At 58.8% G+C, this 17,422-nt stretch carries 31 protein-coding genes; 29 read left to right on the forward strand and 2 right to left on the reverse strand.

All coding sequences use genetic code 11. The features are described 5' to 3' along the window. The 29 genes from AC1DE4_RS12415 to AC1DE4_RS12555 all read left to right on the forward strand — a co-directional run. A partial coding sequence (locus AC1DE4_RS12415) for an EF-Tu C-terminal domain-related protein (RefSeq protein WP_477881559.1) occupies positions 1-156 on the forward strand: 156 nt, incomplete at its 5' end. 311 nt (positions 157-467) lie between these two features. Beyond that, complete coding sequence (gene rpsJ / locus AC1DE4_RS12420) at positions 468-776, forward strand: 30S ribosomal protein S10 (RefSeq protein WP_003547547.1); 309 nt, start codon at positions 468-470, stop codon at positions 774-776. A gap of 34 nt (positions 777-810) precedes the next feature. Continuing rightward, positions 811-1,452: a 50S ribosomal protein L3 gene (gene rplC, locus AC1DE4_RS12425; protein WP_025659906.1), complete on the forward strand. Its 642-nt coding sequence runs from the start codon at positions 811-813 to the stop codon at positions 1,450-1,452. A gap of 13 nt (positions 1,453-1,465) precedes the next feature. Then, positions 1,466-2,086: a 50S ribosomal protein L4 gene (rplD, locus tag AC1DE4_RS12430; protein WP_007531661.1), complete on the forward strand. Its 621-nt coding sequence runs from the start codon at positions 1,466-1,468 to the stop codon at positions 2,084-2,086. Beyond that, positions 2,083-2,376 carry a 50S ribosomal protein L23 gene (locus AC1DE4_RS12435; protein WP_016553551.1) on the forward strand — a complete coding sequence of 98 codons (294 nt, stop codon included), beginning with the start codon at positions 2,083-2,085 and terminating at the stop codon, positions 2,374-2,376. The genes rplD and AC1DE4_RS12435 overlap by 4 nt, the downstream gene beginning before the upstream one ends. A gap of 11 nt (positions 2,377-2,387) precedes the next feature. After that, a complete protein-coding gene (rplB, locus tag AC1DE4_RS12440) occupies positions 2,388-3,224 on the forward strand; it encodes a 50S ribosomal protein L2 (RefSeq protein WP_018857111.1) in 837 nt (278 codons plus the stop codon). 15 nt (positions 3,225-3,239) lie between these two features. Beyond that, positions 3,240-3,518 (forward strand): 30S ribosomal protein S19, encoded by a 279-nt coding sequence (gene rpsS, locus AC1DE4_RS12445; protein ID WP_007531666.1) that lies wholly within the window; start codon positions 3,240-3,242, stop codon positions 3,516-3,518. Between the two features lie 2 nt (positions 3,519-3,520). After that, positions 3,521-3,910 (forward strand): 50S ribosomal protein L22, encoded by a 390-nt coding sequence (rplV, locus tag AC1DE4_RS12450; RefSeq protein ID WP_018857110.1) that lies wholly within the window; start codon positions 3,521-3,523, stop codon positions 3,908-3,910. Next, positions 3,910-4,629 carry a 30S ribosomal protein S3 gene (gene rpsC, locus AC1DE4_RS12455; protein ID WP_018857109.1) on the forward strand — a complete coding sequence of 240 codons (720 nt, stop codon included), beginning with the start codon at positions 3,910-3,912 and terminating at the stop codon, positions 4,627-4,629. The genes rplV and rpsC overlap by 1 nt, the downstream gene beginning before the upstream one ends. A gap of 33 nt (positions 4,630-4,662) precedes the next feature. Beyond that, positions 4,663-5,076 carry a 50S ribosomal protein L16 gene (gene rplP, locus AC1DE4_RS12460; RefSeq protein ID WP_003573792.1) on the forward strand — a complete coding sequence of 138 codons (414 nt, stop codon included), beginning with the start codon at positions 4,663-4,665 and terminating at the stop codon, positions 5,074-5,076. Positions 5,077-5,088: 12 nt separating this feature from the next. Further along, on the forward strand, positions 5,089-5,289 hold the full coding sequence (gene rpmC, locus AC1DE4_RS12465) for a 50S ribosomal protein L29 (protein WP_007531673.1): 201 nt from the start codon (positions 5,089-5,091) through the stop codon (positions 5,287-5,289). Positions 5,290-5,300: 11 nt separating this feature from the next. Beyond that, positions 5,301-5,540, forward strand: coding sequence for a 30S ribosomal protein S17 (gene rpsQ, locus AC1DE4_RS12470; RefSeq protein WP_007787739.1), 240 nt, complete (start codon positions 5,301-5,303; stop codon positions 5,538-5,540). Between the two features lie 260 nt (positions 5,541-5,800). Beyond that, positions 5,801-6,169 carry a 50S ribosomal protein L14 gene (gene rplN, locus AC1DE4_RS12475; protein ID WP_018857108.1) on the forward strand — a complete coding sequence of 123 codons (369 nt, stop codon included), beginning with the start codon at positions 5,801-5,803 and terminating at the stop codon, positions 6,167-6,169. Between the two features lie 12 nt (positions 6,170-6,181). Beyond that, positions 6,182-6,484, forward strand: coding sequence for a 50S ribosomal protein L24 (gene rplX / locus AC1DE4_RS12480; RefSeq protein WP_007531676.1), 303 nt, complete (start codon positions 6,182-6,184; stop codon positions 6,482-6,484). After that, a complete protein-coding gene (rplE, locus tag AC1DE4_RS12485) occupies positions 6,484-7,041 on the forward strand; it encodes a 50S ribosomal protein L5 (protein ID WP_016553557.1) in 558 nt (185 codons plus the stop codon). The genes rplX and rplE overlap by 1 nt, the downstream gene beginning before the upstream one ends. A gap of 32 nt (positions 7,042-7,073) precedes the next feature. Beyond that, a complete protein-coding gene (gene rpsN / locus AC1DE4_RS12490; RefSeq protein WP_003573787.1) occupies positions 7,074-7,379 on the forward strand; it encodes a 30S ribosomal protein S14 in 306 nt (101 codons plus the stop codon). Between the two features lie 12 nt (positions 7,380-7,391). Next, positions 7,392-7,790, forward strand: coding sequence for a 30S ribosomal protein S8 (gene rpsH / locus AC1DE4_RS12495; RefSeq protein ID WP_004674934.1), 399 nt, complete (start codon positions 7,392-7,394; stop codon positions 7,788-7,790). Between the two features lie 42 nt (positions 7,791-7,832). After that, positions 7,833-8,366, forward strand: a complete 534-nt coding sequence (gene rplF, locus AC1DE4_RS12500) for a 50S ribosomal protein L6 (RefSeq protein WP_018857107.1) — start codon at positions 7,833-7,835, stop codon at positions 8,364-8,366. Positions 8,367-8,378: 12 nt separating this feature from the next. Then, positions 8,379-8,741, forward strand: a complete 363-nt coding sequence (gene rplR / locus AC1DE4_RS12505; protein WP_018857106.1) for a 50S ribosomal protein L18 — start codon at positions 8,379-8,381, stop codon at positions 8,739-8,741. A gap of 132 nt (positions 8,742-8,873) precedes the next feature. Then, entirely contained in the window at positions 8,874-9,443 is a 570-nt protein-coding gene (rpsE, locus tag AC1DE4_RS12510; protein ID WP_007531680.1) for a 30S ribosomal protein S5, read from the forward strand. Positions 9,444-9,457: 14 nt separating this feature from the next. Further along, a complete protein-coding gene (rpmD, locus tag AC1DE4_RS12515) occupies positions 9,458-9,667 on the forward strand; it encodes a 50S ribosomal protein L30 (protein WP_018857105.1) in 210 nt (69 codons plus the stop codon). Positions 9,668-9,682: 15 nt separating this feature from the next. Next, positions 9,683-10,156, forward strand: coding sequence for a 50S ribosomal protein L15 (gene rplO / locus AC1DE4_RS12520; RefSeq protein ID WP_016553563.1), 474 nt, complete (start codon positions 9,683-9,685; stop codon positions 10,154-10,156). 239 nt (positions 10,157-10,395) lie between these two features. Beyond that, positions 10,396-11,736, forward strand: a complete 1,341-nt coding sequence (gene secY, locus AC1DE4_RS12525) for a preprotein translocase subunit SecY (RefSeq protein ID WP_018857104.1) — start codon at positions 10,396-10,398, stop codon at positions 11,734-11,736. Then, positions 11,733-12,383 carry an adenylate kinase gene (locus AC1DE4_RS12530; protein ID WP_026371777.1) on the forward strand — a complete coding sequence of 217 codons (651 nt, stop codon included), beginning with the start codon at positions 11,733-11,735 and terminating at the stop codon, positions 12,381-12,383. The genes secY and AC1DE4_RS12530 overlap by 4 nt, the downstream gene beginning before the upstream one ends. A 219-nt stretch (positions 12,384-12,602) precedes the next feature. Next, entirely contained in the window at positions 12,603-12,971 is a 369-nt protein-coding gene (rpsM, locus tag AC1DE4_RS12535; protein ID WP_016553566.1) for a 30S ribosomal protein S13, read from the forward strand. A 134-nt stretch (positions 12,972-13,105) separates the two neighbouring features. Continuing rightward, positions 13,106-13,495 (forward strand): 30S ribosomal protein S11, encoded by a 390-nt coding sequence (gene rpsK, locus AC1DE4_RS12540; RefSeq protein ID WP_003547577.1) that lies wholly within the window; start codon positions 13,106-13,108, stop codon positions 13,493-13,495. Positions 13,496-13,595: 100 nt separating this feature from the next. Then, positions 13,596-14,606 carry a DNA-directed RNA polymerase subunit alpha gene (locus AC1DE4_RS12545; RefSeq protein ID WP_007531694.1) on the forward strand — a complete coding sequence of 337 codons (1,011 nt, stop codon included), beginning with the start codon at positions 13,596-13,598 and terminating at the stop codon, positions 14,604-14,606. A gap of 45 nt (positions 14,607-14,651) precedes the next feature. Continuing rightward, positions 14,652-15,077, forward strand: a complete 426-nt coding sequence (gene rplQ / locus AC1DE4_RS12550) for a 50S ribosomal protein L17 (protein WP_018857102.1) — start codon at positions 14,652-14,654, stop codon at positions 15,075-15,077. A 261-nt stretch (positions 15,078-15,338) separates the two neighbouring features. Further along, complete coding sequence (locus tag AC1DE4_RS12555; protein ID WP_477881496.1) at positions 15,339-15,722, forward strand: VOC family protein; 384 nt, start codon at positions 15,339-15,341, stop codon at positions 15,720-15,722. Between the two features lie 37 nt (positions 15,723-15,759). Here the strand turns inward: AC1DE4_RS12555 and msrQ are convergent, their stop codons facing one another. Then, on the reverse strand, positions 15,760-16,416 hold the full coding sequence (gene msrQ, locus AC1DE4_RS12560) for a protein-methionine-sulfoxide reductase heme-binding subunit MsrQ (RefSeq protein ID WP_018857100.1): 657 nt from the start codon (positions 16,414-16,416) through the stop codon (positions 15,760-15,762). After that, positions 16,416-17,363, reverse strand: a complete 948-nt coding sequence (gene msrP / locus AC1DE4_RS12565; protein WP_477881499.1) for a protein-methionine-sulfoxide reductase catalytic subunit MsrP — start codon at positions 17,361-17,363, stop codon at positions 16,416-16,418. The genes msrQ and msrP overlap by 1 nt, the downstream gene beginning before the upstream one ends. Positions 17,364-17,422 lie beyond the last annotated feature (59 nt).

Raw genomic sequence — 17,422 nt, forward strand, 5'->3', positions numbered from 1 at the left:
AAGGCACGGAAATGGTCATGGGTCATGCCTGGCGACAACGTCACTGTAGACGTCGAGCTGATCGTTCCGATCGCGATGGAAGAAAAGCTGCGCTTCGCTATCCGCGAAGGCGGCCGTACCGTCGGCGCCGGCATCGTCGCCTCGATCGTCGAGTAATCGAAAGACCGGTCGTTTCGCCTGAAGCGGCCGATTCGATGACATTATTATGATGCAAGCGGCGCTAGCCGCTTGCTTATTACAGAGAAATGTTGCAAATGGCGCGCGAGCGCGATTTGCGCCCTGCTTCGTTCATTGGAGCGGGTGACTACAACAAGCAATAAGGTGGCCGTAAGGCCTGAAGACTGGATAGGGATGCCGCATTCCGGTGCCCCTCTCGATCTTTGAAACCGGTGGTCCGCCTTAGGAAAAAAGAACAACCCGTGTCTGCCTAACAGGCACGTGGGAAACAAACACAAGGATAACGTCGAATGAACGGCCAAAATATCCGCATTCGCCTGAAGGCGTTCGATCACCGCATTCTCGACGCTTCGACGCGCGAGATCGTGTCGACGGCGAAGCGCACCGGCGCAAGCGTCCGGGGCCCCGTTCCGCTTCCGACTCGCATCGAGAAGTTTACGGTCAACCGGTCCCCACACATCGACAAGAAGAGCCGCGAGCAGTTCGAGATGCGCACGCATAAGCGCCTCCTCGACATCGTAGATCCGACCCCGCAGACGGTAGACGCGCTGATGAAGCTCGATCTCGCCGCCGGTGTCGATGTTGAGATCAAGCTCTGAGCCTTGCTCGAGCGGATTTGGAAGGATTGAACCGATGCGTTCAGGTGTGATTGCACAGAAGGTGGGTATGACCCGCGTCTACAACGACGCTGGTGAACATGTCCCGGTAACAGTACTGCGTCTGGATGGCTGCCAGGTTGTGGCCCAGCGCACTGTTGAGAAGAACGGCTATGCCGCAGTCCAGCTCGGTGCTGGCACGGCGAAGGTCAAGAATACGTCGAAGGCGATGCGCGGTAACTTTGCTGTTGCCAACGTCGAGCCGAAGGCCAAGCTTACGGAATTCCGCGTCACGGAAGACAATCTCCTCGAGGTTGGCACCGAGCTCAAGGCTGGTCACTTCGCAGCTGGTCAGCTCGTCGATGTGACGGGCACGACGATCGGTAAGGGCTTTGCCGGCGTCATGAAGCGCCACAATTTTAGTGGTGGCCGTGCTACGCATGGTAACTCGGTTTCGCACCGCTCGCACGGTTCGACCGGTCAGCGCCAGGATCCCGGTAAGGTATTCAAGAACAAGAAGATGGCTGGTCACATGGGCCAGACGCGCGTAACGACTCAGAACCTGGAAGTGGTTTCGACCGACGAAGATCGTGGTCTGATCCTGATCAAGGGTGCAGTACCCGGTTCCAAGGGTGCCTGGATCATCGTGCGCGATGCCGTCAAATCGGCAGCGAAGTAAGGGAGCCGGACCAATGGAATTCAACGTCAAGACCCTCGAGGGAAAAGACGCAGGGAAGGTTTCTCTTTCTGACGCGATTTTCGGTCTCGAGCCCCGCGAAGACATTCTCGCCCGCGTCATCCGCTGGCAGCTTGCCAAGAAGCAGCAGGGCACGCACCAGGCAAAGGGCCGCGCGGACGTCTCGCGCACCGGCGCCAAGATGTACAAGCAGAAGGGTACGGGCCGCGCTCGTCACCATTCGGCTCGCGCTCCGCAGTTTCGCGGCGGTGGTAAGGCCCACGGCCCGGTCGCTCGCAGCCACGAACACGACCTTCCGAAGAAGGTTCGCGCTCTCGGTCTGCGTCACGCCCTCTCGGCCAAGCTGAAGTCCGACGATGTCATCATCATCGACAGCCTGGTTGCTGCAGAAGCAAAGACCAAGGCACTGGCATCGGCTTTCGAGACGCTCGGCCTGACCAACGCGCTCTTCATCGGTGGCGCTGAACTTGATGGCAACTTCAAGCTCGCAGCTCAGAACATCCCGAACATCGATGTTCTGCCGATCCAGGGCATCAACGTTTACGACATCGTGCGCCGCGGCAAGCTCGTGCTTTCCAAGGCTGCCGTCGAAGCTCTAGAGGAGCGTTTCAAGTGACCGACCTTCGCCACTATGATGTGATCGTCTCGCCGGCGATCACCGAAAAGTCCACGCTGGTATCGGAAAACAACCAGGTTGTTTTCAACGTCGCCAAGAAGGCGTCGAAGCCGGAAATCAAGGCTGCAGTCGAGGCGCTGTTCGGCGTCAAGGTCACGGCCGTCAACACTCTGCTCCGCAAGGGCAAGACCAAGCGTTTCAAAGGTTTTGTCGGCAAGCAGCAGGACGTGAAGAAGGCAGTTGTGACGCTGGCTGAAGGCCAGACGATCGACGTCTCCACCGGTCTCTGAGGAATAATAAAATGGCATTGAAAACATTCAATCCTACGACCCCGAGCCAGCGTCAGCTGGTCATCGTCGACCGCTCCTCGCTCTACAAGGGCAAGCCGGTCAAGGCGCTGACGGAAGGTCTGACCAAGAGCGGCGGTCGTAACAACCTCGGCCGTATCACCGCCCGCTTCATCGGCGGCGGTCACAAGCGCACCTACCGTCTGGTCGACTTCAAGCGTCGCAAGTTCGACGTTGAAGGCACCGTCGATCGTATCGAATACGATCCGAACCGCACGGCTTTCATTGCGCTGGTGACCTATGCTGACGGCGAAAAGGCCTACATCCTCGCTCCGCAGCGCCTCGCTGCCGGCGACAAGGTCATCGCTTCCGAGAAGGCTGTCGACGTAAAGCCCGGCAACACGATGCCGCTGCAGTTCATCCCGGTCGGCTCCATCATCCACAACGTGGAAATGAAGCCGGGCAAGGGTGGTCAGATCGCTCGCTCCGCCGGTTCCTACGCACAGCTCGTCGGTCGCGACCAGGGCATGGCGATCCTTCGCCTGAACTCTGGCGAACAGCGCCTCGTGCACGGCACCTGCCTTGCTTCGATCGGTGCGGTTTCGAATCCGGATCACGCCAACATCAACGACGGCAAGGCCGGTCGTACTGTTTGGCGCGGCAAGCGTCCGCATAACCGCGGTGTCGTCATGAACCCTGTCGACCACCCGCACGGCGGTGGTGAAGGCCGCACCTCTGGTGGTCGTCACCCGGTTACTCCGTGGGGCAAGCCGACCAAGGGCAAGCGCACCCGGTCGAACAAGTCGACCGACAAGATGATCATGCGCTCGCGTCATCAGCGTAAGAAGTAAGAGAGGAAGTCTCCAATGGCTCGTTCAGTATGGAAAGGTCCGTTCGTTGACGGCTATCTTCTCAAGAAGGCTGAGAAGGTTCGTGAAGGCGGACGTGCAGAAGTAATCAAGATCTGGAGCCGTCGCTCCACGATCCTGCCGCAGTTCGTCGGTCTCACCTTCGGCGTCTACAACGGCAGCAAGCATGTTCCGGTCAGCGTCAATGAAGACATGGTCGGTCACAAATTCGGTGAATTCTCTCCGACCCGGACCTACTACGGTCACGGTGCGGACAAGAAGGCAAAGAGGAAGTAACAATGGGCAAGGCAAAAGCCGAACGCCGGCTGAAGGACAACGAGGCGCAAGCAGTCGCCCGCACGCTCCGCGTCAGCCCACAGAAGCTCAACCTCGTTGCTGCGGTTATCCGCGGCAAGAAGGTCGATCGTGCACTCGCTGAGCTGGAATTCTCCCGCAAGCGTATCGCAGGCGCCGTCAAGAAGACGCTCGAGTCTGCGATCGCCAACGCCGAGAACAACCACGACCTCGACGTCGACTCCCTGGTCGTCGCCGAAGCCTATGTCGGCAAGTCGATCGTCATGAAGCGTTTCCACGCTCGTGGCCGCGGCCGCGCTTCTCGCATCGAGAGGCCGTTTGCGCACCTGACGATCGTTGTCCGCGAAGTGCAGGCACAAGAGGAGGCCGCATAATGGGTCAGAAAATTAATCCAATCGGTTTCCGTCTTGGCATCAACCGTACCTGGGATAGCCGCTGGTTTGCGGACAATGCCGAGTACGGTCAGCTGCTGCACGAAGACCTGAAGATGCGCAAGTTCGTGATGAGCGAACTGAAGCAGGCTGGTATCGCCAAGGTGGTCATCGAGCGTCCGCACAAGAAGTGCCGTGTCACGATCCACTCGGCTCGTCCGGGCCTGATCATCGGCAAGAAGGGCGCAGACATCGACAAGCTCCGCAAGAAGCTGTCGGACATGACGAATTCCGAAACGCACCTCAACATCGTTGAAGTTCGCAAGCCGGAAGTCGACGCTACGCTCGTCGCACAGTCGATCGCTCAGCAGCTCGAGCGTCGTGTTGCTTTCCGTCGCGCCATGAAGCGTGCCGTTCAGTCTGCAATGCGTCTTGGCGCCGAAGGCATCAAGATCACCTGCGCAGGCCGTCTCGGCGGTGCTGAAATCGCTCGTACGGAATGGTACCGCGAAGGTCGCGTTCCGCTGCACACGCTGCGCGCTGACATCGACTACGGCACAGCTGAAGCGGAAACCGCTTTTGGCATCTGCGGCATCAAGGTTTGGATCTTCAAGGGCGAAATCCTTGAGCACGATCCGATGGCCTCCGAGCGCCGCGCACTCGAGGGTGACGCTCAGGGTCCGGCAAGCCGTGATCGCGATCGTCGCCGCGACAACGCCTAATAGCGTTGGTGGATAAGTTCGGAGAATAAGAAAATGTTGCAGCCAAAGCGTACCAAGTACCGCAAGCAATTCAAGGGCCGCATCAAGGGCGTCGCCAAGGGGGGTTCTGACCTGGCCTTCGGCGAATTCGGCCTTAAGGCTCAAGAGCCGAACCGCGTGAATGCACGCGAGATCGAAGCGGCCCGCCGCGCGATCACGCGTTACATGAAGCGCGCCGGCCGTGTATGGATCCGCGTGTTCCCGGATGTTCCGGTAACCGCAAAGCCGACCGAAGTCCGTATGGGTAAGGGCAAGGGCTCTGTCGAATACTGGGCATGCAAGGTCAAGCCAGGCCGTATGATGTTCGAAATCGACGGCGTCAGCGAAGAAATCGCTCGTGAAGCGCTTCGCCTCGGCTCTGCCAAGCTCTCGGTCAAGACGCGCTTCGTTCAGCGTATTGCAGAGTAAGGAGCAAGGCACATGAAAGCCGAAGAAGTACGCGGCCTCACGGCCGATCAGCTCAAGGACAAGCTCGCCGACCTGAAGAAGGAGCAGTTCAACCTGCGCTTCCAGAAGGCAACCGGTCAGCTGGAAAAGTCCTCGCGCATCAACGAAGTCCGTAAGGACATCGCCCGCGTGAAAACCATTGCCCGCCAGAAGGCGGCAGAAGCAAAGGCGTAAAGGAAAACATCATGCCGAAGCGCATTCTGCAGGGCGTTGTCGTTGGCGACAAGAACGAGAAGACTGTCGTAGTTCGCGTTGAGCGTCGTTTCGCTCACCCGCTGCTCCAGAAGACCGTTCGTCGTTCCAAGAAGTACAAGGCCCACGACGAAAACAACCAGTACAAGATCGGCGATACCGTATCCATCGAGGAATGCGCGCCGATTTCCAAGGACAAGCGCTGGACGGTCGTTTCCGCCCAGGCCAAGTAAGATTTTTGCGCGAGGCCTTGCGTCTCGCGGAAATATCTGTATGAAGCAGCGTCAGAACGCTCGTTCGTCGAGCGTTCTTTTGCTTTGAGCGCACGGAAGGTCCCGACGGGAAACCACCCTGGCACGATCGATCCCGCGCTATTCAAGCTATTGCCGTGTTTTCGCCTGTCCTTGTGGCAAGCGGCCGGCTGACAATTTTCATAAGCCGGGGTAGGGGGCGAAAGCCCAACCATTCCGGTAAACCAAAAAGGCGACCTGATATGATTCAGATGCAAACAAACCTCGACGTGGCGGATAATTCCGGCGCACGTCGTGTCATGTGCATCAAGGTGCTGGGCGGCTCGAAGCGCAAGTATGCCGGGATCGGCGACATTATTGTCGTTTCGATCAAGGAAGCGATCCCGCGCGGCCGCGTGAAGAAGGGTGACGTGATGAAGGCGGTGGTTGTTCGTACCGCCAAGGAAATCCGTCGCGTTGATGGCAGCATCATCCGCTTCGACACGAATGCAGCAGTCCTCATCGACAACAAGAAAGAGCCGATCGGCACCCGTATCTTCGGACCGGTTCCGCGCGAACTTCGCGCCAAGAACCACATGAAGATCATCTCGCTGGCTCCCGAAGTACTGTAAGGAGCGCGAAGGATGCAAAAGATTCGTAAGGGCGACAAGGTCGTCATGCTCGCAGGCAAGGACAAGGGCCGTACCGGCGAAGTCCTTCAGGTTCTGCCCAAGGAAGATCGCGCCGTTGTTCGTGGCGTCAACGTCGTAAAGCGCCACCAGCGCCAGACGCAGAGCCAGGAAGCCGGGATCATCAGCAAGGAAGCTTCGGTTCACCTGTCCAACGTCGCAATCGTCGACAAGGACGGCAAGCCGACCCGCGTTGGCTTCAAGGTTGTTGACGGCAAGAAGGTCCGTGTGGCCAAGCGTTCCGGTGAGGTGATCTGATGGCTGACGCAAAGTACGAGCCACGGCTCAAGAAGGAATATGTCGAGCGCATTCGTGCGGCGATGCAGGAGAAGTTCTCCTACGCCAACGAGATGATGATTCCGAAGCTCGACAAGATCGTAATCAACATGGGTGTTGGTGAAGCAACGGCTGATTCGAAGAAGCCGACTGTTGCTGCAGCCGACCTGGCCGCTATTGCCGGCCAGAAGCCGGTCATCACCCGTGCACGCAACTCCATCGCTGGCTTCAAGGTCCGCGAGCAGATGCCGATCGGCGCAAAGGTCACCCTGCGCGGCGCTCGCATGTACGAGTTCCTGGACCGTCTCGTGAACATCGCGCTTCCGCGCGTTCGCGACTTCCGCGGCCTGAACCCGAAAAGCTTTGACGGCCGTGGCAACTTCGCCATGGGCATCAAGGAGCACATTGTGTTCCCTGAGATCAACTACGACAAGGTTGATCAGATGTGGGGCATGGACATCATCGTTTGCACGACGGCAACGAAGGACGACGAAGCGCGGGCTCTCCTGACAGAGTTCAACTTCCCGTTCCGTCAGTAACCGTAACGACGAGCGTAGAAAAGGAACCGCACATGGCGAAGACAAGCGCAGTTGAAAAGAACAAGCGCCGCCGTACTACGGTCGCTAACCAGGCTGCCAAGCGCGCAGCTCTGAAGGCGATCATCATGAACCAGGCTCTTCCGATCGAAGAGCGGTTCAAGGCCTCGATCAAGCTGGCATCCCTGCCGCGCGATGGATCCAAGACCCGCATTCGCAACCGTTGCGAAGTATCGGGCCGTCCGCGCGCATACTACCGCAAACTGCGCATGTCGCGTATCGCGCTGCGTGAACTCGGCAATCTCGGCAAGGTGCCGGGCATCGTCAAGTCGAGCTGGTAAGGAGCAGGTTAGATGACAATGACTGATCCGTTGGGCGATATGCTCACTCGCATCCGTAACGGCGCTTCTCGCCGCAAGTCGTCGGTCTCGACGCCTGCTTCGAAGCTCCGTGCACGTGTTCTCGATGTTCTGCAGTCTGAAGGCTACATCCGTGGCTACTCCGTTGTCGATTTCGGCAATGGCAAGTCTGAGCTCAACATCGAACTCAAGTACTATGAAGGCGCATCGGTGATCCGTGAGATCGGCCGTGTGTCCAAGCCGGGCCGCCGGGTTTATGTCTCGGTCAAGTCCATTCCGCAGGTCGCGAACGGCCTCGGCATCACTATCCTTTCGACCCCGAAGGGCGTGATGGCCGATCACCAGGCTCGCGAACAGAACGTTGGTGGCGAGGTTCTTTGCTCGGTCTTCTAAGGCTGAGCAGGGATCTCCATAGCGAACAGACAGGATATAAAAATGTCTCGTATCGGTAAAAAGCCCGTTCAGGTGCCTGCTGGGATCACGGCTACGGTCGATGGCCAGAAGGTTACCGCTAAGGGCCCGAAGGGCGAGCTGTTCTTCGTCGCAAACGACGAAGTCGGCGTGAAGCTCGAAAATAATGCGGTYGTCGTGACGCCGCTCAGCCAGACGAAGAATGCCCGTGCAAAGTGGGGCATGTCCCGCACGATGATCGAGAACATCTTCAAGGGCGTTAAGGACGGCTTTGAGCGCAAGCTCGAAATCAACGGCGTCGGTTACCGCGCGTCGCTTCAGGGCAAGAACCTGCAGCTGGCACTCGGCTTCAGCCATGACGTTGTGTATGAGCCGCCGCAGGGCATCACGATCACTGTGCCGAAGCCGACGGAAATCGTCGTCACCGGCATCAACAAGCAGCAGGTCGGCCAGGTTGCCGCTGAAATCCGCGAATACCGCGGTCCTGAGCCTTACAAGGGCAAGGGCGTCAAGTATGCCGAAGAGCGGATCGTCCGCAAAGAAGGCAAGAAGAAGTAAGGATCACGCGAAATGGCTAGCAGGAAAGAAGCACTTGCACGTCGCGCCAACCGCGTGCGTCGTCACCTCAAGTCGGTGGCCAACGGCCGTCCGCGCCTGTCGGTTCATCGCTCGTCGAAGAACATCTATGCTCAAGTCATTGACGATGTCGCTGGTAAGACGCTTGCGTCTGCCTCGACCCTCGACAAGGACCTGCGCGGTTCTCTGAAGACCGGTGCTGACACGGCAGCAGCTGCCCTCGTAGGCAAGCTCGTTGCTGAGCGCGCCTCGAAGGCAGGCGTCAAGGACGTCGTATTCGACCGTGGCGCCTTCATCTACCACGGCCGCATCAAGGCCCTGGCAGAAGCAGCCCGCGAAGGCGGTCTGTCCTTCTAATAAAGTTTCCGGCCGGCAGCCTTAGGGTACCGGCCGGATATCACCGGACCGCAGGCGTCCCGAAAAGGGGAGGCCGATGCGGTCCTCGTTTTGTTTGCCGATTGCACCCGGAAAAGAAAAAGGAAGAGGACAATGGCACAGGAAAGAAGGCCGCAGCGGGAAGACCGCCAGGCCCGTGAAGAGCGCGATAGCGAATTCGTCGACAAGCTGGTCGCGATTAACCGCGTTGCCAAGGTTGTTAAGGGTGGCCGCCGTTTCGGTTTCGCCGCTCTCGTCGTCGTTGGTGACCAGAAGGGCCGCGTTGGCTTCGGTCACGGCAAGGCACGCGAAGTGCCGGAAGCAATCCGCAAGGCGACTGAAGCTGCCAAGCGCGAACTGATCTTCGTACCGCTGCGTGACGGCCGTACGCTGCATCACGACGTTCATGGCCGCCATGGCGCCGGCAAGGTTCTGCTTCGTTCGGCCAAGGTCGGTACCGGTATCATCGCCGGTGGTCCGATGCGCGCTGTTTTCGAAACGCTCGGCGTTCACGACGTTGTCGCCAAGTCGACCGGTTCCTCGAACCCATACAACATGGTTCGCGCTACCTTCGACGCTCTGAAGCACCAGGTTCACCCGAAGGACATCGCAGCTCAGCGCGGCATCAAGTATGCAACGCTCCAGGCTCGCCGTGCCGCTTCTGGCAATGCCTCTGAAGAATAAGAGGAGTCTGACAGATGGCTAAGGCTACCAAGAAGACTGAAGCGAAGACGGTTATTGTCGAACAGATCGGCAGCCCGATTCGTCGTCCGGACGTCCAGCAGCGCACGCTGATCGGCCTCGGACTCAACAAGATGCACCGTCGCCGCACGCTGGAAGATACTCCTTCCGTTCGTGGCATGATCCGTGCTGTCCAGCATCTCGTTCGCGTCGTCGACGAGAAGTAAGCCGGGAGATTCGCTATGAAACTCAATGAAATTAAAGACAACGAAGGTTCGACCCACAGCCGCAAGCGCCTCGGCCGCGGTATTGGTTCGGGCTCGGGCAAGACCGGTGGTCGCGGTGTGAAGGGTCAGAAGTCCCGTTCCGGCGTCGCTATCAACGGTTTCGAAGGCGGTCAGATGCCAATCTACCGTCGCCTGCCGAAGCGCGGCTTCAACAACATTTTCAAGGCCGACTTCGTCGTCGTGTCGCTTGAGCGTGTTCAGGCTGCGATCGACGCTGGCAAGCTCGACGCCAAGTCCACGGTTGATGCAGCAGCTCTCAAGGCTGCCGGCGTTATCCGTCGCGTCAAGGACGGCGTTCGCGTACTCGCCGACGGCGAGCTGAAGGCAAAGGTCAAGTTCGAAGTTGCTGGCGCTTCCAAGCCGGCTGTCGAAAAGATCGAAAAAGCTGGCGGTTCCGTCACGCTTCTTTCTGCCGCAGCTGCAGAATAATTAATCTTATGATAAGTCGCCCGGGGTGCTTCACACCGGGCGATTTTGCTCCCATATGTGAGCCTCACAAAAACCGGCTGGACGCACGTGCGTCATGGACGGTAGGAACGAACACAAGGGTGAGGCATAGGTTGCGTTCGCAATCCGTCCGAAACCCGCTTTTGAATAATTCAGAATGCTGATACCGGGTCCTGCACCTCGCTTGGCTAGAGCCCGGAATTGGTAGCGCGGAGAATCGCATGGCGTCTGCAGCGGAACAGTTGGCTTCTAACCTCAATTTCTCGACCTTCGCCAAAGCCGAGGATCTCAAGAAGCGCCTGTGGTTCACACTGGCAGCTCTCCTCGTGTACCGGCTCGGTACCCACATTCCGCTCCCCGGCCTCAATCCAGAAGCTTATGCCCAGGCCTTCCGTGGCCAGGCAGGCGGCATTCTCGGCCTCTTCAACATGTTCTCGGGCGGCGCCGTGCAGCGCATGGCAATCTTTGCGCTCGGCATCATGCCTTACATTTCCGCTTCGATCATCGTGCAGCTGATGACTTCGGTCGTTCCGGCGCTCGAAAACCTGAAGAAGGAAGGCGAACAGGGCCGCAAGATCATCAACCAGTATACGCGCTACGGCACGGTACTCCTCGGTGCGCTTCAGGCTTACGGCATTTCCGTCGGTCTTGAGAGCGGCAACGGCCTTGTTGTCGATCCTGGCATCTTCTTCCGCATTTCGACGGTCGTGACCCTGCTCGGCGGCACGATGTTCCTGATGTGGCTCGGCGAGCAGATCACCTCGCGCGGCATCGGCAACGGCATCTCGCTGATCATCTTCGCCGGTATCGCCGCAGGCCTTCCGCAGGCTCTTGCCGGCACCCTCGAACTTGGCCGCACCGGCGCCCTGTCGACGACGCTGATTCTCGCCGTCATCGTCATTGCGATCGCCGTTATCGCGATCATCGTTTTCGTCGAGCGTGCGCAGCGCCGCCTGCTGATCCAGTATCCGAAGCGCCAGGTCGGCAACCGCATGTTCCAGGGCGACACGTCGCACCTGCCGCTGAAGCTCAACACCTCGGGCGTTATCCCGGCGATCTTCGCGTCTTCGCTGCTGCTGCTGCCGGCGACCGTTGCAGGCTTTGCCAACACGACCGCACTGCCGGCCTGGGCGACCTCGATCGTCGCCGCGCTCGGCCACGGCCAGCCGCTCTATATGCTGCTCTACGGCCTGCTGATCGCTTTCTTCGCCTTCTTCTATACCGCTATCGTCTTCAATCCGAAGGACACCGCCGACAATCTGAAGAAGCATGGCGGCTTCATCCCGGGTATTCGCCCGGGCGAGCGGACTGCTGAGTATATCGACTACGTGCTGACCCGCATTACGGTGATTGGCGCGATCTACCTCGTCTTCGTGTGCATTCTGCCTGAAATTCTTGTGTCTCAGACGGGCATTCCTTTGTCCTTGGGTGGCACTTCGCTCTTGATCGTGGTTAGCGTAACTCTCGATACGGTGGCGCAGATTCAGGGTCATCTGATCGCACAGCAGTATGAAGGCCTGATCAAGAAATCGAAGTTGCGCGGAGGAAAGAGGGGGCGATGAGACTCATACTGTTAGGGCCGCCGGGCGCGGGTAAGGGGACCCAGGCTCAGCGGATCGTGGAGAAGTACGGAATTCCGCAACTTTCCACGGGTGACATGCTGCGTGCTGCCGTTGCGGCTGGCACGGAGGTGGGCAAGCGTGCAAAGGCCGTCATGGATGCTGGCAAGCTTGTTTCCGATGAGATTGTCAATGCCATCGTCTCCGAGCGTCTGGATGCACCGGACTGCACCAAGGGTTTCATTCTCGACGGTTACCCGCGCACGCTGGTTCAGGCCGACGCAACGGAAGCCATTCTGAAAAGCAAGGGTCTTGAGCTCTCGACTGTGATCGAGATCCAGGTTGACGACAACGTCCTCGCTGACCGTGTCTCGGGACGCTATACCTGCGCCAACTGCGGTGCAGGCTATCACGACACCAACGTCAAGCCGAAGATTGAAGGCGTTTGCGACCGCTGCGGTTCGACTCACTTCAAGCGGCGCCCGGATGACAACCGCGAAACGGTCGTCACGCGCCTGCAGGCTTACTACAAGGAAACATCTCCATTGATCGGCTACTTCTATGCCAAGGGTAAGCTGAAGTCGGTTGATGGCATGGCGGATATCGATCACGTCACCAGCGAGATCGATAAGATACTTTCGAAGCTTTAGTCTTTGAAAATAAACTTGGCGGAAGCGGTTGCTTTTCAGCACTGATTCCGCTAAACACCGCGCCAACTCGCGACATTTATGCGATCGGCGCGGATTTCCAGAGAAGTCCGGGTTCGGTCGTTTTGACATGTACGAACCCAAATCTGAACGAGCGGCCGGTTCGGCTGCATAACGAAAAGCCTCTTGCCGGATGGCAACGGGAACGCAAGGAGAATAGGCGTGGCACGTATCGCTGGCGTCAACATCCCGACTGCGAAGCGCGTCGTTATCGCGCTGACCTACATTCACGGGATCGGTCCAAAATTCGCGCAGGAAATCATGGAGAAGGTTGGCCTGTCGGCTGACAAGCGCGTCCATCAGCTGACGGACTCCGAGGTTCTGCAGATCCGTGAAACCATCGACCGTGACTATCAGGTCGAAGGCGATCTGCGTCGCGAAACCTCGATGAACATCAAGCGTCTGATGGACCTCGGCTGCTACCGTGGCCTGCGTCATCGTCGTGGCCTTCCGGTCCGCGGCCAGCGCACGCACACCAATGCCCGCACCCGCAAGGGTCCGGCAAAGGCCATCGCTGGTAAGAAGAAGTAATTTCCGGGAAACCGGAGGTGAGGGGGCTGGCGGTCTGCGCCGGCCTCTTTTGAGTTTGGGGCAGGGCCGTAAGGTCTCGTTCCGGTGTAGCCGCTGGTATTACGGCGGTGCAGAGATCCAAGAAAGGGATTTAAATGGCCAAGGAAGCCGTACGCGTTCGTCGTCGCGAACGTAAAAACATTTCGTCGGGTGTTGCCCACGTCAACTCGACCTTCAACAACACGATGATCACCATCACCGACGCTCAGGGCAACGCCATTGCCTGGTCGTCTGCTGGCGCCAAGGGCTTCAAGGGCTCGCGCAAGTCGACCCCGTTCGCTGCTCAGATCGCTGCTGAAGACTGCGCCAAGAAGGCTCAGGAACATGGCATGAAGTCGCTGGAAGTCGAAGTTTGCGGCCCGGGTTCGGGTCGTGAATCCGCTCTGCGCGCGCTCCAGGCTGCTGGTTTCATGATCACGTCCATCCGTGACGTGACGCCGATCCCGCACAATGGTTGCCGCCCGCGCAAGAAGCGCCGCGTCTGATCATCGCCATTCACAACACCGGTGAGCGGGTTTTCGCTCCCGGTGCTTCTCAAGCTCGGTTGCCACGATTGGATGGTGGTAACGAACGGAAGGCAAAAATATGATTCAGAAAAACTGGCAGGAATTGATCAAGCCGAACAAGGTCGAGTTCTCCTCGAGCTCGCGCACCAAGGCGACGCTCGTAGCAGAGCCGCTGGAGCGCGGTTTCGGCCTCACCCTCGGCAACGCGCTTCGCCGCGTTCTGCTGTCCTCGCTGCGCGGTGCCGCAGTGACGGCTGTGCAGATCGATGGCGTGCTGCATGAGTTCTCGTCGATCCCGGGCGTCCGCGAAGACGTCACGGACATCGTCCTCAACATCAAGGAAATCGCCATCAAGATGGATGGCGATGACGCAAAGCGCATGGTCGTGCGTAAGCAGGGCCCGGGCGTTGTAACGGCTGGCGACATCCAGACGGTCGGCGATATCGAAATCCTCAACCCCGAGCATGTCATCTGCACGCTCGACGAGGGCGCCGAAATCCGCATGGAATTCACCGTCAACAACGGCAAGGGCTACGTTCCGGCCGACCGCAATCGTGCGGAAGATGCTCCGATCGGTCTCATCCCGGTCGACAGCCTTTATTCGCCGGTCAAGAAGGTGTCCTACAAGGTTGAAAACACCCGCGAAGGACAGGTTCTCGACTACGACAAGCTGAACATGACGATCGAAACCGATGGTTCGATCTCCGGCGAAGATGCCGTCGCTTTCGCGGCTCGCATCCTCCAGGATCAGCTTGGCGTGTTCGTCAACTTCGACGAGCCGCAGAAGGAAGCCGAAGAAGAAGCCGTCACCGAACTCGCTTTCAACCCGGCGCTCCTCAAGAAGGTGGACGAACTCGAACTGTCCGTTCGCTCGGCAAACTGCCTGAAGAACGACAACATCGTCTACATCGGCGACCTCATTCAGAAGACCGAAGCAGAAATGCTCCGCACGCCGAATTTTGGTCGCAAGTCGCTGAACGAAATCAAGGAAGTTCTCGCTTCCATGGGCCTGCACCTCGGCATGGAAGTGCCGGCATGGCCGCCTGAGAACATCGAAGATCTCGCCAAGCGCTACGAAGACCAATACTAACCATCAAACGGCGGGCGAGATGCCTGCATGTGAAGGAGAATAGCAATGCGCCACGGTAAATCCGGCCGCAAGCTGAACAGAACCGCTAGCCACCGCAAGGCAATGTTTGCCAACATGGCGGCTTCGCTCATCACCCATGAGCAGATCGTGACGACCCTGCCGAAGGCAAAGGAAATCCGTCCGATCGTTGAAAAGCTCGTCACCCTCGGCAAGCGGGGCGACCTGCATGCTCGTCGTCAGGCGATCTCGCAGATCCGCGACGCCGCTGTTGTTTCGAAGCTCTTCGACACGATCGCTTCGCGCTACGCAACCCGCAACGGCGGTTACCTGCGTATCATGAAGGCTGGCTTCCGCCAGGGCGACAACGCCGCTCTCGCCGTCATCGAGTTCGTTGACCGCGACACCTACGCCAAGGGCGCAGCCGACAAGGCTCGCGTTGAAGCCGAAGCTGCTGCAGCTGAAGCCGCTTAATCCTTTCCGGTTTGCCGGAAGCAAAACAGCCGGGCTGCAAAGCCCGGCTGTTTTCGTTTGTAGCCCTTGCTGGGCACGGGAGACGGCGGTCGTGGACGGGGTCGTCGTGTTTCCACCAAGACAAGGCGTATTCAGGAGCGGATCGCTGCCCTTGGATGCAGCCGCAGGCCAATGCTGTATCGTGCTGCCGCTTGGCATGTTGAGCAGTCTTGAGATCGGAGCTAGCTTGGTGTTCCCGCCAACGTCTCAAGGAGTGGGCGCTTGATAGACCATATAACCGTTGCTGTGAGTGACTTGGCAAAGAGCAAGCTCTTCTATGAGAAGGCGCTTGCACCGCTAGGATACAAACTTTCCTCCGGAAAGGAGAGCGTGTTCTGGGCCTTCGATATCGGCAATGGGTGCCTTTTCGAGATCCAGCAGGTCGACAGCCAGCCGCCTTTGACGAGTGTGCACGTCGCCTTTCGCACTCGAGGCAAGGCCGAAGTTGATGCGTTTTATCACGCCGCGCTTGATGCTGGCGCAAAGGACAATGGCGCCCCCGGCCCACGCCCACAATATGCATCAGGCTATTACGCCTCCTTCGTTCTCGATCCCGATGGCTACAACATCGAAGCCATGATCAATCAGCCAGCGACAGAATCGTGATTGGTCGCTAGCCGATAGTCGAAGGAGCGTGCGCAAATCATGAGGCGGTCGCTGCAGCCCGTGTGCGCTGGCGGCCCTGGCCGCGTTTCCTGCTCCGCGCGATCGGCCGCCATGAGCGGTAGAGGATCAGCAGGATGATCACCGTGACATAGACGTATTGCTCGAGGTCGATGACCTTCGTCGATAGCGCAAAGTGTACGGCGCCGGCAGCGGCGATGATGTAGACGAGGCGATGCAGCCGGACCCAGTTCGGTCCGAGGCGGCGGATCGAAAGATTGTTCGACGTCACGGCAAGCGGAACGAGCATGACGAACCCGGCCATGCCGAACATGATGAAGGGCCGCTTCAGCACGTCGTTGAGCACAGCTGAGAGATCAAGTGCCTGGTCCAGCACCATGTAAACAGTCAAATGCATCGCCACGTAATAGAAACAGAGGAGCCCAAGCGCGCGGCGATAGCGCAGGTAGTTCCAGCCGAACAGATCGCGGGCAGGGCTGACGGCGAGCGTCAGGATAAGGAAGCGGATCGCCCAAAGGCCGAGGAACAGTTCGAAGGTCTTTACCGGATCGGCGCCGAGCTGATCGGTCGCGCCGAGATAGAAGGTCCATGCGGCGGGCAACAGGCCGATGGCATAGAGCGCCCAGACAGAGGCCGATTGCCACCGCTTCGCAAGGCTGAGCGAAAATCCCGGCATCAGAAGTTCTTCCGAAGATCCATGCCGCTATAGAGGCTGGCGACCTCGTCGGCATAGCCGTTGAACGGCAGGGTGGGGTGGCGGCTGGCGCCAAAAAAGCCGCTTTCGCCGATGCGCCGTTCCGTCGCCTGGCTCCAGCGTGGGTGATCGACCTCCGGATTGACGTTGGCAAAGAAGCCATACTCCTGGGGATTGGTCACCTGCCAGGTGTTCTTCGGCTCCTTATCCGTCAGGGTGATCCGGACGATCGACTTGATGCCCTTGAAGCCATACTTCCATGGCACGACCAGCCGGATCGGCGCGCCGTTCTGGTTCGGCAAGGTCTGACCATAAAGACCGACGGCGAGCAGGGCGAGTGGGTGACGCGCTTCGTCGAGCCGCAGGCCTTCGACATAGGGCCAGTCGAGCGATTGGAAGATGCCTTTCTGTCCCGGCATCTCTTCTGGCCGCACGACCGTTTCGAAGGCGACGTACTTTGCGCTTCCGAGCGGCTCGACTTTGTTGAGCAGGGAAGCAAGCGGAAAGCCATCCCACGGAATGACCATCGACCACGCCTCGACACAACGCATGCGGTAGGTGCGGCTCTCGATCGGGAATTCCTTGATCAGCGCTTCGACATCGAACGTGCCGGGCTTGTTGACCATGCCGTCAACCTTAATCGTCCAAGGCAGCGGTTTAAAGTCGCCGGAGAGCGCAGCGGGATCGCCCTTATCCATGCCGAATTCGTAGAAATTGTTGTAGGTCGTGACGTCCTTCATGGGTGTCGTCTTCTCATCGACCGTATATTTGCTTTCGACGACCGACAGTGCCGCTGCACTGGCCTTGCCGGCTCCGTACAGCGCCATGGCGCCCAGCGTCGCAGCGCCGAGGAATTCGCGGCGGCGCAGATAGAGTTGTTGCGGCGTAATCTCCGAGGATGCGATCTTGGGGGGGCGATAGGCTGGCATCGGAAACCTCCTGAGCAAGTAAGCTCGGTATAAACCTTCAACGCATTAAACACATCTTT

The organism is Rhizobium sp. 10N414 (genome assembly GCF_056394785.1).

Bases quoted from the DNA above. Each gene is read 5' to 3' on its own strand.
- rpsJ (WP_003547547.1), top strand. From the start codon at position 468: ATGAACGGCCAAAATATCCGCATTCGCCTGAAGGCGTTCGATCACCGC.
- rplC (WP_025659906.1), top strand. From the start codon at position 811: ATGCGTTCAGGTGTGATTGCACAGAAGGTGGGTATGACCCGCGTCTAC.
- rplD (WP_007531661.1), top strand. From the start codon at position 1,466: ATGGAATTCAACGTCAAGACCCTCGAGGGAAAAGACGCAGGGAAGGTT.
- rplB (WP_018857111.1), top strand. From the start codon at position 2,388: ATGGCATTGAAAACATTCAATCCTACGACCCCGAGCCAGCGTCAGCTG.
- rpsS (WP_007531666.1), top strand. From the start codon at position 3,240: ATGGCTCGTTCAGTATGGAAAGGTCCGTTCGTTGACGGCTATCTTCTC.
- rplV (WP_018857110.1), top strand. From the start codon at position 3,521: ATGGGCAAGGCAAAAGCCGAACGCCGGCTGAAGGACAACGAGGCGCAA.
- rpsC (WP_018857109.1), top strand. From the start codon at position 3,910: ATGGGTCAGAAAATTAATCCAATCGGTTTCCGTCTTGGCATCAACCGT.
- rplP (WP_003573792.1), top strand. From the start codon at position 4,663: ATGTTGCAGCCAAAGCGTACCAAGTACCGCAAGCAATTCAAGGGCCGC.
- rpmC (WP_007531673.1), top strand. From the start codon at position 5,089: ATGAAAGCCGAAGAAGTACGCGGCCTCACGGCCGATCAGCTCAAGGAC.
- rpsQ (WP_007787739.1), top strand. From the start codon at position 5,301: ATGCCGAAGCGCATTCTGCAGGGCGTTGTCGTTGGCGACAAGAACGAG.
- rplN (WP_018857108.1), top strand. From the start codon at position 5,801: ATGATTCAGATGCAAACAAACCTCGACGTGGCGGATAATTCCGGCGCA.
- rplX (WP_007531676.1), top strand. From the start codon at position 6,182: ATGCAAAAGATTCGTAAGGGCGACAAGGTCGTCATGCTCGCAGGCAAG.
- rplE (WP_016553557.1), top strand. From the start codon at position 6,484: ATGGCTGACGCAAAGTACGAGCCACGGCTCAAGAAGGAATATGTCGAG.
- rpsN (WP_003573787.1), top strand. From the start codon at position 7,074: ATGGCGAAGACAAGCGCAGTTGAAAAGAACAAGCGCCGCCGTACTACG.
- rpsH (WP_004674934.1), top strand. From the start codon at position 7,392: ATGACAATGACTGATCCGTTGGGCGATATGCTCACTCGCATCCGTAAC.
- rplR (WP_018857106.1), top strand. From the start codon at position 8,379: ATGGCTAGCAGGAAAGAAGCACTTGCACGTCGCGCCAACCGCGTGCGT.
- rpsE (WP_007531680.1), top strand. From the start codon at position 8,874: ATGGCACAGGAAAGAAGGCCGCAGCGGGAAGACCGCCAGGCCCGTGAA.
- rpmD (WP_018857105.1), top strand. From the start codon at position 9,458: ATGGCTAAGGCTACCAAGAAGACTGAAGCGAAGACGGTTATTGTCGAA.
- rplO (WP_016553563.1), top strand. From the start codon at position 9,683: ATGAAACTCAATGAAATTAAAGACAACGAAGGTTCGACCCACAGCCGC.
- secY (WP_018857104.1), top strand. From the start codon at position 10,396: ATGGCGTCTGCAGCGGAACAGTTGGCTTCTAACCTCAATTTCTCGACC.
- AC1DE4_RS12530 (WP_026371777.1), top strand. From the start codon at position 11,733: ATGAGACTCATACTGTTAGGGCCGCCGGGCGCGGGTAAGGGGACCCAG.
- rpsK (WP_003547577.1), top strand. From the start codon at position 13,106: ATGGCCAAGGAAGCCGTACGCGTTCGTCGTCGCGAACGTAAAAACATT.
- AC1DE4_RS12545 (WP_007531694.1), top strand. From the start codon at position 13,596: ATGATTCAGAAAAACTGGCAGGAATTGATCAAGCCGAACAAGGTCGAG.
- rplQ (WP_018857102.1), top strand. From the start codon at position 14,652: ATGCGCCACGGTAAATCCGGCCGCAAGCTGAACAGAACCGCTAGCCAC.
- msrQ (WP_018857100.1), bottom strand. From the start codon at position 16,416: ATGCCGGGATTTTCGCTCAGCCTTGCGAAGCGGTGGCAATCGGCCTCT.
- msrP (WP_477881499.1), bottom strand. From the start codon at position 17,363: ATGCCAGCCTATCGCCCCCCCAAGATCGCATCCTCGGAGATTACGCCG.